This window comes from Nonomuraea sp. NPDC005501, from assembly GCF_040605905.1.
Classification (GTDB): Bacteria; Actinomycetota; Actinomycetes; order Streptosporangiales; family Streptosporangiaceae; genus Nonomuraea.
The window spans coordinates 24142-38507 of record NZ_JBEXDT010000050.1; the positions used below are offsets into that span (position 1 = coordinate 24142).

The following is a 14366-nucleotide window of genomic DNA, read 5'->3' on the forward strand; positions in this document are numbered from 1 at the left end:
TGTCAGCATGTCGAGCCTGGGAGCGGATCCAATGTCAAGGCTGGGACCTGTCCTCACCCTGGCGGCCGGCGCCGTGCTCGCCGCGGGGCTCGGTGTCGCCAGCGTCACCGCGGCACCCGCGGCGGACCGCACCGCCACCGCGAGCACCACCGGGAACACCAAGAGCCCGGAGAGCACCAAGAGCCCGGAGAACGCCGCGAACGACCAGACCGCGCGGCCCGCCGAGGGCACGCCGCGGGCCACGCCGTCCCCGACCCGTACGGCCAAGGGCCCCGCCAAGGCCGACTACGGCGGGCACGTGGACCGCAACGGCGGCCTCATCGCCATCTCGGTCCGCGGTGACAAGGCCATCGGCTACTTCTGCGACGGCCGTTCCGAGGCGTGGTTCAAGGGCGACGCGGCCGGCGGGAAGGTCGGCCTCGCGGGCTTCGGCGGCGCGGCGGCCGGGGCCACCCTGGGCGGCGGCAAGGCCAAGGGGTGGCTGAAGGTCGGCGGCAAGCGGTGGACGTTCGACGCGCCGGTGGTCAGGAAGCCGTCGGGCCTGTACCGGGCGACCGCGCAGGTGCGCGGCGCGAAGATCCGGGCCGGCTGGATCGTGCTGAAGCGGCCGCAGGGCGGCTTCACCCAGGTCGGCGCGGCGTTCGCCGGCGAGAAGCAGATCCAGGTGCCCGAGCTGGACGGCGAGCGGCCGACCGAGCCCGTGACCGCCGGCGAGGCCACCCTCTACCCGAAGGACGTCGACGGCTTCATCGAGGAGATGCGATGACCACCACCGTGCGCCGCAGGCGGCCGGGCGGCCTGACCGTCCTCCTCACTCCCCTGCTCGCGGGCGCGCTCGCCGCTGTGGCGCTGGGCGTCTACGGGCGGGTCCACGCGCCCACGGGCTTCGCGGTGGGACCGGCGGGCTTCTCGGGGGCGCTGCCGATGAAGGCGTGGCTGACGACGGGCGCGTTCCTGCTGGCCATCGTGCAGATCGTGTCGGCTTTGTCGATGTGGGGCAGGCTGCGGGTCCCCGTCCCGCCGGCCGTGCACCGCTGGTCGGGCCGGCTGGCGTTCGTCCTGACGATCCCGGTCGCCTTCCACTGCCTGTACGCGCTGGGACTCCAGTACGACGTGCCGCGGGTGCTCGCCCACTCGCTGCTCGGCTGCTTCTTCTACGGCCTCTTCACAGCCAAGATGCTGGCGCTGCCCAAGCGGGGAACGCCGGGCTGGACGCTGCCGGTGCTGGGCGGGCTGGTGTTCACGGCGCTGGTGGGCCTCTGGCTGACCTCGGCGTTCTGGTTCTTCACCAGCGTCGGGGTCACCTTCTGACGGGAGTCACTCGCCGGGCTGGAACGTCTTCGTACGGCTCAGCCCGGCGGCGCGGCCCTTGGCGGCGACGACGAGCGCCATCTTGCGCGACGCCTCGTCGATCATCTCGTCGCCCAGCATGACGGCCCCGCGCCGCTCGACCGTCGTGGAGTGCTCGTACGCCTCCAGGATGAGCTCGGCGTGGTCGTAGTCCTCCTGGGTGGGCGAGAACACCGCGTTGGCCGCGTCCACCTGCGACGGGTGCAGCACCCACTTGCCGTCGAAGCCGAGCGCGGCGGACCGCCGGGCCACCCGCGTGAACCCCTCGACGTCCTTGATCTGGAGGTACGGCCCGTCGATCACCTGGAGGTCGTGCGTCCGGGCGGCCATGAGCAGCCGCATGAGGATGTAGTGGTAGGCGTCGCCCTCGGTGTAGCCGGGGGGCTGCTCGCCCACGACGAGGGTCCGCATGTTGAGCGAAGCCATGAAGTCCGCGGGCCCGAACACCAGCGTCTCCAGCCGCCGGGAGCTGCCCGCGATGGTGTCGACGTTGACCAGCCCGCGGGCGTTCTCGATCTGCGCCTCGATGCCGATGCGGCCCACCTCGAAGCCCATGGCCTTCTCGATCTGGGTGAGCAGCGTGTCCAGCCAGACGACCTCGGTGGAGTCCTGGACCTTGGGCAGCATGAGGCAGTCGAGGTGCTCGCCCGCGCCCTCGACGACCCCGATCACGTCGCGGTACGTCCACTGCGTCGACAGGTCGTTGACCCGGACGACGCGGGTCTTGCCGGTCCAGTCGCCCTCGCGCAGCGCGGTGACGACGTTGGCGCGGGCCTGGTCCTTGGCCAGCGGCGCGACGGAGTCCTCCAGGTCGAGGAACACCTCGTCCACCGGCAGGCCCTGGGCCTTCTCCAGGAACCGGGGGTTGCTGCCGGGTACCGCGAGAACCGAACGACGTGAGCGCATGCGGCACACGCTAGTGGGTCCGCCTGCGAGGGGCACGGCGACCGGCTTCTATCGCACCCGTACAAACCGGTCGGGTCGTTCTTGGCACACCCGGTGCAGGACACGAAGCGGGCGACGGCCAACAATAGGGGCAAGACCAAGCGAAGGAGTGTAGCCCTGATGGCATCCGCCCCCGTGTCGATCCGCCCCGCCGTCCTGTCCGACCTGCTGCCGGGCAGCCGTGTCCGCGACGTCGCCCTCGTGGTCGGAGGAGCGGGCCTGACCGGTCTGGCCGCCCAGCTCACGGTCCCTCTCTGGCCCGTGCCCGTGACGGCCCAGACCTTCGCCGTCCTGCTGGTGGGCGCGGCCCTCGGCATGAACCGGGCCGCCGCCGGCATGGCCCTCTACCTCGTCGCCGGCATCGCGGGCGTGCCCTGGTTCGCGGGTCACAGCTCGGGCTTCGGCGGGGCGACGTTCGGCTATGTGCTGGGCTTCATCGCCGCGGCGGCCGTCGTCGGCAAGCTCGCCGAGCGCGGCGCCGACCGCACGGTCCTCGGCACGGTCGGCACGATGGCGCTGGGCAACGTCATCATCTACGCGTTCGGCCTGCCGGTGCTCGTGGCGGTGACCGGCCTGGACCTGGGGACGGCGCTGGTGGAGGGCGCCGGCAAGTTCCTCGTGGGCGACGCCGCCAAGATCATCGTGGCGGCCGGCCTGCTGCCGCTGGCCTGGAAGCTCGCCCGCCGCTAGACGGGCCGCGATCGGCGAGGGCCGGGCTCTTCGGAGCCCGGCCTTTCTCGTGCCTTGTTTCAGATGGTCATATCATCTAGATTGTCTCGCCATATGATCGCATCATCTGGAGGCTTCGTGGCGGACATCCCAGAGCTCGACCTCACCGATCCCGAGGTGGTCGGTGACCCGTTCACCGCGTACGGCCGGGCCAGGGAGCGCTCGCCGATCGCCCGGGTCCTGACGCCGGGCCTCCCGCCGCTGTGGACGCTGACCCGGCACGAGGGCGCCCGCGCGATGCTGGCGGACGCCCGGTTCGCGATCACCTCGGGCAGCTTCCTGCGGCCGGACGTTCCCGAGGACTGCCTGCCGTACATGCGGACCATGTCAGAGATGGACGGACCCGAACACCTGCGGCTGCGCCGGCTGGTCGCGCCCGCGTTCACCGCGCGGCGGGCCTTGACGCTCAGGCCCGCGATCGAGCGCGTGGTGGAGCGTCTGCTGGACGAGCTGCCCGGCCACGCCGGCGACGGCGTCGTGGACCTGCTGCGGCACTTCGCGACCCCGCTCCCGATGGAGGTCATCTGCGAGCTGGTGGGCGTGCCGGAGGAGGACCGGCCGCGCTGGCGCGAGTTCGGCACGCTCGTCGCCGCGGGGGCGGGCCCGGGGTTCGCCGCGGCCATCCCCGGGATCATGGCGGGCGCCAGGGAGGCGGTCGCCCGCCGGCGCGCCGCCCCGCCGACCGGCGACGCGCCGTCCGACCTCCTGGCGGATCTCATCCGCGCGCAGGCGGAGGACGGCGACCGGCTCAGCGACACCGAGCTGGTCACGCTGGTCTGGCACCTCGTCCTCGCCGGGCAGACCCCGGCGAACCTCATCGCGAACGCCGTCCACGTCCTGCTGTCCGAGCCCGCCCAGCTCCGGGCACTGCGCGCGGACCCCGGCCTCATGCCCCGCGCCGTCGAGGAGCTGACCCGCTGGTGCGGCCCGATCCTGCTGACGGTCCCCCGCCACGCGAGCGAGGACGTCGAGCTGTACGGGGCGGCCATCCGCGCGGGCGACGCCGTGACGGCCTCGGTCGCCGCCGCCAACCGGGACCCGCGCGTGTTCGAGGACCCGGACCGGCTGGACGTCACCCGGGCCCGGGAGGCGACCCACCTGGGGTTCGCCCACGGGGCCCACTTCTGCCTGGGCGCCTCCCTGGCCCGCGTGGAGACCGGCGTGGCCCTGTCGGCTCTGCTGCGCCGCCTCCCGGACCTGGCGGCCGGCCCGGAGGGCGCGCGACGCGCTCCCGACCCTGGCACGTGGCGTTTGACGTCGCTCCCCGTGACCCTGTGAGGCCGCTGGTCAGCCGTCCGCGCGAAAACTCTGTGAGGTTCTGACCTGCAAGGATGCGAGCGGCGACTGCAGGCGGACCGCCACGCGACCTGCCACCGGATCACCGCGCTGGATTACAGTCGGGACGTGAGCGACACACGCGCGGCCATCGAGGAGGGCGCGAAGAAGTCCGGCGTCCTCTGGCTCGGCCTCGACCGCCCCCGCCTGGCCTGGCACGCCTGGCACGACGGCGCCATCCACCTCGTGACCGGCGGCGGCGAGCAGGACCTTCCGGGACTCGCCGGCCTCGACCGGGTCCGGGTCACCCTGCGCAGCAAGGACAACGGGGCGCGGCTGGTGGAGTTCGACGCGGCGGTCCAGGTCGTCGACCAGCGGGCGGAGCCGGAGGCGGTCGCGGCGCTGGCCAAGGAGCGGCTCAACGCGCGCGACGGCGCCCACCTGGCGGACCGCTGGGCCCGGGAATCCACGGTCCTCCGCCTCACACCCCTGGAGTCCTGACCCGCCCTCCGGGTCGTCCCTCCGCGGTTCGCCGAGACGTGACGCCGGCGCAGGGCGACGTCCAGCATGTCGTGGCCGGTCAGGTCTGTGCGCGGTCCAGGGCCAGGCCGGCCTCGGCGGACGACGCCGGGGCCGCGGACCCGGTCGCCGGCGCCCCGCCCCGGGAGGCCGCCGTCTGGGCGAGCAGCGCCCCGGACAGCACCAGCAGCCCGCCGATGATCTGGAACGCCCCGAGCGCCTCGCCCACCAGCGCCCAGGCCACCACCGCGCCGCCGATGACCTCCAACGACGCCACCGTCGCGCCGACGGCCGCCGACAGGCGACGCACCGCGTTGACGCCCAGGATGTACGCCGCGACGGTCGCCACCAGCACCATCCACAGGTACGCCCCGAACGCCGGCAGGGTGAGGCCGCCTCCCTCGGGAGCGACCGAGCGGGTGAACGCCTCCCAGGGGATGCTCCACGGCCGGGCGAACGGCACGAGCACCACGGCGGCGCCCAGCATGCCCCAGGCGATGAGCCCCAGCGGATCCACGTCATCCCCGAAGCTATCGCTCATCAGGAAATATCCGGCGCAGCACGCCCCGGCGACCAGGGCCAGCAGCAGCCCCAGCGCGTCCAGCCGCAGGCCGTCCCAGACCTCCACCACGATGCCGAGCCCCACCACGGCGGTCACCGCGCCCAGGTACGCGGAGCGCGGCAGCCGGATCCGGCGCACGAAGCGCACCCAGACCACGACCATGACCGGCGCCATGTACTCCAGCAGCAGCGCGATCCCCACGGGCAGCCGGGTGAGCGCGGCGAAGTACAGCGACTGCACCCCGGCGACGGCCACGACGGCGTACACCCCGAAGAACGGCAGCCGCGAGCGCGGGATCCGCAGGGCGGACGGCTTGAGCACGGCCAGCACGGCGACCATCAGCAGCCCCGCGCCGGCCATCCGCACCCAGACCGCCTCCATGGGCGCCAGCCCGGCCGCGTTCAGGTACTTGGCCATGGGTCCGGAGAACGCGAAGCACCACGCCGAGACGAGCGCCATCGCGAGTCCCGTGTATCTCATTCCCACACCATTCGCCGTAATTACCGTTCTTATCTTTTGATACTGACATGCCGGGCGTCCGGGGCGCAATGTCGCCCGGCTGTTAGCCTGCTCGGTATGAAGATCTTCGTGGCCCGCCTGGCCGGGACCTCGGTCTTCGACCCGGCCGGCGACCAGATCGGCCGGATCAGGGACGTCGTGGTGGGCCTGCGCGGGACCCTGCCGCCCGCCGTCCACGGCATGGTGGTCGAGGTGCAGCCGCGCCGCCGCGTCTTCCTGCCCATCACCCGCGTACGGGGGATCGAGGCCGGCGCGGTCGTCTTCACGGGCCGGCTCAACCTGCGCCGCTTCGAGAAGCGCGCGACCGAGACCCTCGTCATCGGCGAGATGCTCGACCGCACGGTCAGCGCCGAAGGCGAGCAGATGACGGTCTTCGACGTCGCCATGGAGGAGACCAGGCCGTCGGCCTGGGAGATCACCAAGGTCGCCGTGTACCGGGGCAGGCGGCGGCGCGACCCCCGGATCATGGCCTGGGGCGAGGTGTCCGGGTTCGACCAGCTCCAGAAGGACCAGGGCGCCGCCGGGCTGATCGCCGCGTTCGAGTCGATGCGGGCCGCCGACATGGCCAGCGCCCTGCACGAGCTGCCCGGCAAGCGGCGGATCGAGATCGCCCGCGCGCTCGACGACGACCGGCTCGCCGACGTGCTGGAGGAGCTGCCTCCCCGCGACCAGATCGGCATCCTCAGCACCCTCGAACCCGCGCGGGCCGCGGACGTCCTGGAGGAGATGGACCCCGACGACGCCGCCGACCTGCTCAACGACCTGCCCGCCGACCAGGCCGCCCATCTGCTGGCGCTGATGGAGCCGGGCGAGGCGGCGCCGGTGCGGCGGCTGCTCACCTACCCGCAGGACACGGCCGGCGGCATGATGACCAGCGAGCCGGTGATCCTGCCGCCGACCGCCACGGTCGCCGAGGCGCTCGCGCACATCCGGCAGAAGGACCTCGCGCCGTCCGTCGCGGCCCAGGTGTACGTGACGCGGCCGCCGAACGAGACGCCCACGGGGGCGTACCTGGGCGTCAGCCACTTCCAGCGGCTGCTGCGCGACCCGCCCTCCACGCTGCTGGGCTCGGTGCTCGACCCGTCGATCGACCCCATCCGGCCGGGTTTCACACTGCCCGAGGTGGCCTGCTACCTCGCCAGCTACAACCTGGTGGCGGCGCCCGTGGTGGACGAGCTGGGGCGGCTGGTGGGCGCGGTCACCGTGGACGACGTGCTCGACCACATGCTCCCGGCCGACTGGCGCGAAGGCGCGCACCCATGAGCGCCCGCCGGCCCGCCCGGCTCTCCGGCGCCGGGGAGCCGTCGTGACGGCCGAGCGGCTGGACCAGCCGCGCGACCTGCGCCGCACGCTGCGCCCGCACTACGACCCGGAGGCGTTCGGCCGCCTGTCGGAGCGGATCGCCCGCTTCCTCGGCACCGCACGGTTCATCGTCTACATGACGGTGTTCGTGGCGGTCTGGGTCATCTGGAACGCCGTCGCCCCGGCCGACCTGGCCTTCGACCCGTACCCGTTCATCTTCCTCACGCTCATGCTGTCGCTCCAGGCCTCGTACGCGGCGCCCCTCATCCTGCTCGCCCAGAACCGGCAGGCCGACCGCGACCGGGTCCAGTACGAGCAGGACCGCGAGGCCGCCGAGCGCAACCAGGCGGAGATCGAGTACCTGACCCGGGAGATCGCCGCGCTGCGGATGGCGCTGAGCGAGGTCGCCACCCGCGACTACCTGCGCTCGGAGCTGCAGCATCTGCTGGAGGAGCTCAGGGAGCGCCCGTGACCTCGGCCAGCCGCGCCGCGAGCTCCCGCACCCGGGTGACCTCGCCGGGGCCCAGGACATCGAGGAACTGCGCGCGGACACCGCGCAGGTAGGTGGGCGTGGCCTCGGCCAGCCGAGCCGCTCCCGCGTCCGTCAGCACCGCGAACAGCCCCCTGGCGTCGCTCTCGCACGCCTCCCGGCTCACCAGCCCGTCGCGCTGCAACCGGTCGATGAGCCGGGTCAGGCCGCTGCGGGACAGCAGCACCCTGCCGGCCAGGTCGTTCATCCGCAGCCGCCGCCCGGACGCCTCGGCGAGCTGCGACAGCACGTCGTACGACGCGAGCGGCAGGTCGTGTGCGTCCAGCAGTTCGGCCTCCAGATGGCGCGTGATCCGCACCTGCGCCCGCTGCAGCATCCGCCAGACGGCCAGCTCCTCGACGGTGAGGCCCTCGTCGCGCAGAAGAGTCACGGAGTAACCTTAGTTTGTTGCACGCACACCTATACAGCCATCGACGCGGCACGGATTAACCGTGCCGTGCCCCTGGTTCATACCATGGAGGGGCATCCTCACCGGCGTGCAGCGCCTGACATACAGAGACCACTAAGGAGGGACGGCACTCCCTTCGTGCCGAGACTTCGATGGCACCAACCCAGGAACAGGTGACGGCCGCCCTCGCCACCGTCATCGACCCCGAGATCCGTCGTCCGATCACTGATCTCGGAATGGTCAAGAGCGTCGACTTCGCGCCCGGCGGCGTGGTTCGCGTCGGCGTCTATCTCACGGTCGCGGGCTGTCCGCTGAAGGACACCATCCGCCGTGACGTCACCACTGCGGTCTCCCGGCTCGACGGTGTCACGGGCGTCGAGATCGAACTGGACGTCATGAGCACGGAGCAGCGCAAGGAGCTCCAGACCAAGCTGCGCGGCGACCGCGGCCCCGAGAAGGAGATCCCCTTCAACCAGCCGGGGTCGCTGACCCGGGTCTTCGCGGTGGCCAGCGGCAAGGGCGGCGTCGGCAAGTCGTCGGTCACGGTCAACCTGGCCGCCTCCATGGCGGCGAGCGGCCTCAAGGTCGGCATCGTGGACGCCGACATCTACGGCCACAGCATCCCTCGCATGCTGGGCGCCTCCGAGCGGCCGACCAAGGTCGAAGACATGATCATGCCGCCGATGGCGCATGACATCAAGGTCATCTCGGTGGGCATGTTCAAGCCGGAGGGCAACACCCCGGTGGTGTGGCGCGGCCCGATGCTCGACCGGGCGCTGCACCAGTTCCTCGCCGACGTCTACTGGGGCGACCTCGACGTCCTGCTCCTCGACCTGCCTCCGGGCACCGGGGACATCGCCATCTCGGTCGCCCAGCGCCTGCCGTCCGCCGAGATCCTCGTGGTGACGACGCCGCAGATGGCCGCCGCCGAGGTGGCCGAGCGGGCCGGGTCGATCGCGGCCCAGACCCACCAGCAGATCGCCGGCGTCATCGAGAACATGGCGTGGCTGCCCTGCCCGCACTGCGACGAGCGCATCGCGGTCTTCGGCGAGGGAGGCGGCCAGACGGTCGCCGACGCGCTGACCCGCACGCTCGGCGCCCGCGTGCCGCTGCTCGGCCAGGTGCCGATCGACCTGCGGCTGCGCGAGGGCGGCGACGAGGGCAAGCCGCTGGTCCTGACCGACCCCGACTCGCCGGCGGCGGCCGAGCTCCGCTCGATCGCGGGCACGCTGAGCAAGCGGTCCTCCAGCCTCAAGGGCCTCCAGCTCGGCCTGTCCCCCAACCGCGGCTAGCACCCGCTCGCGCTCCGGGCCCGCTCACACCGAGCGGGCCCGCCGCGTCTCCGCAGGCTGTCGCGGGTTGTTGTCGCGGGTTTCGGCGGGCTCCGACCAGCGGCGTCTGTTGTCGCGGTTTTCGGCGGGTTCCGACGAGCGGCGTCAGGTCGCCTCGGAGTCGTACGGCGGGATCTGGCCGTAGCCCAGCTCGTCCACCGGCTCCGGCACGGGCGCGGCCGTGACCGTCTCCAGCTCGCCCGGCTTGGCGTTCCAGGCGTCCTCGACGTCGTCCAGCAGGTGCTTGCGAACGAAGGTGCGCGGGTTGAGGTCGGCCGGGTCGAAGTCGGAGAACTCCGGCGGCAGGCCGGCTCTCAGGTCGTCGCGCGCGTTGTTGGCCATCCGGCGCAGGTTGCGCAGCGTCTTGCCCGCCTGCGCCGCCGCCTGGGGCAGCTTGTCGGGCCCGAAGACGAGGAGCGCGATGACGATCAGCGCCCCGACCTCAAGCCACCCGAGTCCGAACACCGTGAGCTCCTAGCGCAGTCCAACTACTCCGAGGACAACCCCGGCGTGTCCCAGCCTAAAGGCTCCCGCGCTCGGATCGACCTCCAGCCCCGGCCGTACCCGAGGGCGTGCCCCGGGTACGGTCACCGGCCCCGGGTACGGCCTCGGTACGGCTCAGGACGGCGTCGGGGCGGGCTCGGCGTCGGCCGTGACCGTGAGGGTGGCCGTACGCTCCTGCCCGGCGCGCTGGTACTTGACCGTGATGTGCGAGCCCGGCGACTTGCTGCGGACGAGCGCGATGAGCTCGTTGCCGTCCTGCAGGCGCAGCCCGTCGAGCTCCAGGATGACGTCGCCCGCCTTCAGCCCGGCCTTGGCGGCGGGACCGCCGGGGTCGACCGGCTGGCGGCCCTCGGCGGGCTCGGAGGCGATGCGGACGCCCTGGCCCTTGTAGTCGGGGTCGAGCACGATGCCGATCTTGGGGCGCTTGGCCTTGCCGCTCGTCACCAGCTCCTCGGCCACGCGCCGCGCCTGGTTGACCGGGATGGCGAAGCCGAGGCCGATGCTGCCGCTCTGGTTGGTGAGCGAGCGGCTCAGCGTGGCGATCGCGGAGTTGACGCCCACGACCTCGCCCTTGCCGTTGACCAGAGGACCGCCGGAGTTGCCGGGGTTGATGGCGGCGTCGGTCTGGATGGCGCTGATGTAGGCGGGCTCCTCGGAGCCGCCGCTCTCGTCGCCGGCGATGACCGGCCGGTTCAGGGAGCTGACGATGCCCGTGGTGACCGTGCCGGACAGGCCCAGCGGCGAGCCGACCGCGATCACCGGGTCGCCGACCACGACCTGGTCGGAGTTGCCCAGGTTGATCTCGGGCGTGCCGAAGGTGTCCTCGGGCTTGACCACGGCCAGGTCGGAGCCCGGGTCCCGGCCGACGATGCGGCCGGTCGTGGTCTTGCGGTTGTAGAACATGATCTTGATTTCGCCGCCCTTGGCGGCCATGGCGACCACGTGGTTGTTGGTCACCACGTAGCCGTTCTTGATCAGGAACCCGGAGCCCGTGGCGCCCTCGGTGTTGCTGCCGTTGCCGACCTCCAGCGACACGACGCTGGGCAGCACCCGCGCCGCCACGCCGGCCACCGAGTCGGGCGCCCGATTGGTGGCGCCGGTCGGGGCGGGGCCGAGGCTGTAGGTCGGGTCGGTGCCGTTGGAACGGGTCAGCAGGTAGGTGCCGATGCTGCCGAGCGCGGAGGCGACCAGGGCGATGACCACGGCCAGCGCCACGAGCACGCCGATGCCGGGGCCACGCCGGGGGGCCGCCGCGACGCCGCCTCCGGGAGGCGGCGGAGCCCAGCCGGGACCCATCCCGAGCGCGTGACGCGGGGGCGGCGGGGGCGTGTCGCCGCCGTAGGGCGCAGGGCCGGCCGAGGGGCCGAAGAACGGGCTCTCGTAGGCGCGGGTGGACGACCCGCCCTCGGCGCCGAACGACGCCTCGCCCGCGTCGCCCCGCCCGTGGGGCGGGTCACCGCCGTCGGGACGGCCGAACGGCGAGTCGTCGGCGCGTCCGAACGACGGGTCTCCGCTGTCAGGGCGGCCGAACGGCGTGTCGGGACCGTCGGGCCGGCCGAAGGGCCGGTCGCCCGCGTCGGGACGTCCGAAGGGAGGCTCGCCGGGGGCACCGCCTTCCTGACCGCTCTCCTGCCCGCGTTCCCGCCCTTCCGGCCCGGGCTCCTGCCCGGCCTCACGGCTCGGCTCGTACGGCGAGCGGCCACGCTGGGCGTCGTCACCCGGACCGACGTCGGAGGCGTCACGGGCGTCTCCCGAGGCGGCCTGGAACGGCGCCCCGTCCCCCGCCTCGCCACCACGGTCACCACGGTCGCCCGAAGAGCCGAACGAGGGCGAAGGGCCCCCGTAGGGGCCCTGAGGGGCGCCGAAGACGGGCACGTCACCCGGCTGCCCGGAGGCGGCCCGCCAGGCCCCCTGCGAGCCGTACGGCTCCTGAGGGCCTTCCGGCCGGCCATAGGCGTCCTGCGATTCGGACAAGGCGGGTGAACCCCAGGCGGCGCCCGGTGATTCGGAGCTCGGTGGTTCCCAGGAGCCGGGTGAGCCGGACGAGGGCGCTCCCGGCCCGCCGCCAGGCCGGTCGGCCTGGCCGTCCGCGGGCAGGAATTCCGGGCGCCCCTGAGTCACAGGGAAGTCCGACGGCATGCGTCCTTCGCCCGGGCGCGTCTCGTCGGTCATCTACGTCTCACCACTCCTTGCTCGACACCGCAATCCTGGTGCGATCGGCATACGAGAGTCGTAAAGCAATGGTCAGGAACCACGCTTCTACCGGCGGTTCCTCTCCAAAACCCCGAACTCCGATCGTATGCCCCCGACGCCGTGGACTACGCCACCGAGTATCCCAGCCCGCCGTGTCCTGGTCAGGGCGTGGCGGTGGGCGGGGTGGCCTGGGTTGAGGCGGGGGTGTTCTGCCGGAACAGCTCGACCGGCGGCGGCGTGCTGGTCTGCCCGGCGCCGGACACGGCGAAGAAGGTGCCGAGGGCGACGGCCGCGGAGACCACGCCGACCGCCACGTACGTGCCGCGCCGCCTACCCCGGCGGCCGGGGCCGGAAACGCCGCCGTTCGCGTCCCTGCGGGGGCGGTTGTCCAGGGGCGCGATGGAATGAGGGCCCGGCAGCGGGACACCTCCGAAGGTCCGCGCGGGGAAGGGCCGCTCGCGGGGCGGCAGCGGGCCGCCCGGCTCGGCCATCCGCAGCAGCGACATCGTCAGGTCGGCCGGCATGGCGAGCTCGTCGAGCGAGCGCAGGCGCGACTTCAGCGCCCGCATCGACTCGACCTCCCGCCTGCAGTCGGCGCAGAACGTCAGATGAGCCAGCGCGCGATCGCGCTCGGCGTGGTTGAGCTCGCCGTCCACGAGTGCGGACACGCGTTCTCCAAGATGCGACATATCAGACTTCCTCCCCACGGGGCCCCGACGGGAATGCTGGCGGGGGGACTACAGGCGGGGGAAGTTGTGAGTGTCGCGGGGCCCGGTGTTCGAGCGCCTCGCGCAACTGCGCCCGGCCACGGTGGATACGGCTCCGGACCGTGCCCAGCTTGACCCCGAGCGTGGCCGCGATCTCCTCGTACGACAGGCCCTCGATGTCACACAGCACGATCGCCGCGCGGAACTCGGGGGCGAGCGCGTCGAGCGCGGCCTGGATGTCGGGTTCGAGATGGGCGTCGTCGAACGCCTGCGCCGGTGACGGCTCCCGGCCGCGCAGCCTCTCGGCGGCGTCGTCGGCCAGTCCCTCGAACCGGATGCGCTGCTTGCGCCGCGCCATGTCGAGGAACAGATTGGTCGTGATCCGGTGCAGCCAGCCCTCGAACGTCCCGGGCGTGTAGCTCGACAGCGACCTGAAGACCCGTACGAAGACCTCCTGGGTGAGGTCCTCGGCGTCATGGACGTTGCCGGTCAGGCGGTACGCCAGCCGATAAACGCGCGCGGAGTGCGTCCGCACCACTTCCTCCCAGGTGGGAGGCGTCCAATCAGACACGGAGGCATCGGCCTGGTGGTCGCGTTCGTCCACCAGATCTCCTCTCTTTGGGACCACAGCTACCGCCATAGTGCCTGCTTTCGTCCCCTCATGCGCACTGCCTGCCTTCCGGACCGGCAAAGCCCGTTTAAACCTGCAACGCCTCAGGGTGCTCCTGAGTTCCCGTCCTGGCGCTACTCCCCTAGGCTGCGATCGGTGACCAATCGCACGAAAGTGGGGGGAGGAGGCCGATGACCAGTCAGGTGGAGGCCACTCTGGCCTATGCGGAGCAGTTCCATCACGAGGATGAGATCCTGCGCGCGGCGCGGCAGCGCGGCCTGGAGATGGGCGCGGTGCCCATCCTTCCCGGGGGCGGGGCGGCGCTCTGCTTCCTCGCCACGGCGCTCAACGCCAAGTCGGTCGTCGAGATCGGCACCGGCTGCGGCGTCTCGGGGCTCTGGCTGCTGCGCGGCATGCGCCCCGACGGCACGCTGACCAGCGTGGACGTGGAGCCCGAGCACCAGCGGCTGGCGCGGCAGGCGTTCGCCGAGGCGGGCTTCGCCGGCGGGCGGGTGCGGCTGATCACCGGCCGGGCGCTCGACGTGCTGCCCCGGCTGTCGGACGGCGGCTACGACATGGTCTTCGCCGACGGGGCCAAGCAGGAGTACGCCGACTACCTGGCCGAGGCGGTCCGGCTGCTGCGCGTGGGCGGCATCGTGGCCTTCGACAACGCGCTGTGGCACAACCGCGTGGCCGACCCCACCCAGCGCGACCCCGACACGGTCGCCCTGCGGGAGCTGGGGAAGCTGGTGCAGGGCGACGATCGTCTCCGGTCGCTGCTGATGCCGCTGGGCGACGGCCTGCTCGCCGCCGTCAAGATCGCCGACTAGCGCCGTCCCGCGCCCGCCGCCCCTTCGGCCCGCGCGGGCGCGGCCCCCGCGC

The 14366-nt window shown here is 72.6% G+C and carries 16 protein-coding genes; 9 read left to right on the forward strand and 7 right to left on the reverse strand.

What is annotated here, in order from left to right; genetic code table 11:
* Positions 1-31: 31 nt before the first annotated feature.
* The gene (locus ABZS51_RS23675) at positions 32-766 is read left to right on the forward strand and encodes a hypothetical protein (RefSeq protein WP_355444762.1); all 735 of its coding nucleotides are present in this window, start codon (positions 32-34) and stop codon (positions 764-766) included.
* A complete protein-coding gene (locus ABZS51_RS23680; protein WP_355444765.1) occupies positions 763-1311 on the forward strand; it encodes a DUF6529 family protein in 549 nt (182 codons plus the stop codon). The genes ABZS51_RS23675 and ABZS51_RS23680 overlap by 4 nt, the downstream gene beginning before the upstream one ends.
* Before the next feature lie 6 nt (positions 1312-1317).
* Here ABZS51_RS23680 and ABZS51_RS23685 read toward each other — a convergent pair whose 3' ends face one another.
* The gene (locus ABZS51_RS23685; protein WP_355444768.1) at positions 1318-2256 is read right to left on the reverse strand and encodes a CoA ester lyase; all 939 of its coding nucleotides are present in this window, start codon (positions 2254-2256) and stop codon (positions 1318-1320) included.
* A gap of 159 nt (positions 2257-2415) precedes the next feature.
* Here ABZS51_RS23685 and ABZS51_RS23690 point away from each other — a divergent pair, with 159 nt between their 5' ends.
* The 3 genes from ABZS51_RS23690 to ABZS51_RS23700 all read left to right on the forward strand — a co-directional run bounded on the left by ABZS51_RS23690 (position 2416) and on the right by ABZS51_RS23700 (position 4800).
* Complete coding sequence (locus ABZS51_RS23690) at positions 2416-2985, forward strand: biotin transporter BioY (protein WP_355444771.1); 570 nt, start codon at positions 2416-2418, stop codon at positions 2983-2985.
* A 117-nt stretch (positions 2986-3102) separates the two neighbouring features.
* On the forward strand, positions 3103-4302 hold the full coding sequence (locus ABZS51_RS23695) for a cytochrome P450 (RefSeq protein ID WP_355444774.1): 1200 nt from the start codon (positions 3103-3105) through the stop codon (positions 4300-4302).
* Between the two features lie 126 nt (positions 4303-4428).
* Entirely contained in the window at positions 4429-4800 is a 372-nt protein-coding gene (locus ABZS51_RS23700; RefSeq protein WP_355444777.1) for a hypothetical protein, read from the forward strand.
* Between the two features lie 79 nt (positions 4801-4879).
* Here the strand turns inward: ABZS51_RS23700 and ABZS51_RS23705 are convergent, their stop codons facing one another.
* Positions 4880-5860 (reverse strand): EamA family transporter, encoded by a 981-nt coding sequence (locus ABZS51_RS23705; protein ID WP_355444780.1) that lies wholly within the window; start codon positions 5858-5860, stop codon positions 4880-4882.
* Between the two features lie 96 nt (positions 5861-5956).
* On the opposite strand from ABZS51_RS23705, the gene ABZS51_RS23710 reads away from it, so the two are divergent.
* Positions 5957-7162 carry a CBS domain-containing protein gene (locus tag ABZS51_RS23710; RefSeq protein WP_355444783.1) on the forward strand — a complete coding sequence of 402 codons (1206 nt, stop codon included), beginning with the start codon at positions 5957-5959 and terminating at the stop codon, positions 7160-7162.
* A gap of 43 nt (positions 7163-7205) precedes the next feature.
* Positions 7206-7673, forward strand: a complete 468-nt coding sequence (locus ABZS51_RS23715) for a DUF1003 domain-containing protein (protein ID WP_310712930.1) — start codon at positions 7206-7208, stop codon at positions 7671-7673.
* On the opposite strand, the gene ABZS51_RS23720 is transcribed toward ABZS51_RS23715, so the two are convergent.
* Positions 7657-8121: a MarR family transcriptional regulator gene (locus ABZS51_RS23720; RefSeq protein ID WP_355444787.1), complete on the reverse strand. Its 465-nt coding sequence runs from the start codon at positions 8119-8121 to the stop codon at positions 7657-7659. The genes ABZS51_RS23715 and ABZS51_RS23720 overlap by 17 nt on opposite strands.
* A 170-nt stretch (positions 8122-8291) precedes the next feature.
* Between ABZS51_RS23720 and ABZS51_RS23725 the strand changes: the two genes are divergently transcribed.
* The gene (locus tag ABZS51_RS23725) at positions 8292-9431 is read left to right on the forward strand and encodes an Mrp/NBP35 family ATP-binding protein (RefSeq protein ID WP_310712926.1); all 1140 of its coding nucleotides are present in this window, start codon (positions 8292-8294) and stop codon (positions 9429-9431) included.
* 144 nt (positions 9432-9575) lie between these two features.
* Here ABZS51_RS23725 and ABZS51_RS23730 read toward each other — a convergent pair whose 3' ends face one another.
* The 4 genes from ABZS51_RS23730 to sigE form a co-directional block, all read right to left on the reverse strand.
* Complete coding sequence (locus tag ABZS51_RS23730; RefSeq protein WP_355444790.1) at positions 9576-9935, reverse strand: sec-independent translocase; 360 nt, start codon at positions 9933-9935, stop codon at positions 9576-9578.
* Between the two features lie 153 nt (positions 9936-10088).
* A complete protein-coding gene (locus tag ABZS51_RS23735; RefSeq protein WP_355444793.1) occupies positions 10089-11948 on the reverse strand; it encodes a trypsin-like peptidase domain-containing protein in 1860 nt (619 codons plus the stop codon).
* Positions 11949-12328: 380 nt separating this feature from the next.
* On the reverse strand, positions 12329-12835 hold the full coding sequence (locus ABZS51_RS23740) for a zf-HC2 domain-containing protein (RefSeq protein WP_355444796.1): 507 nt from the start codon (positions 12833-12835) through the stop codon (positions 12329-12331).
* Between the two features lie 22 nt (positions 12836-12857).
* Positions 12858-13514, reverse strand: coding sequence for an RNA polymerase sigma factor SigE (gene sigE, locus ABZS51_RS23745; protein ID WP_310712919.1), 657 nt, complete (start codon positions 13512-13514; stop codon positions 12858-12860).
* Between the two features lie 161 nt (positions 13515-13675).
* Here sigE and ABZS51_RS23750 point away from each other — a divergent pair, with 161 nt between their 5' ends.
* Positions 13676-14314 (forward strand): O-methyltransferase, encoded by a 639-nt coding sequence (locus ABZS51_RS23750; RefSeq protein ID WP_355444799.1) that lies wholly within the window; start codon positions 13676-13678, stop codon positions 14312-14314.
* Positions 14315-14366 lie beyond the last annotated feature (52 nt).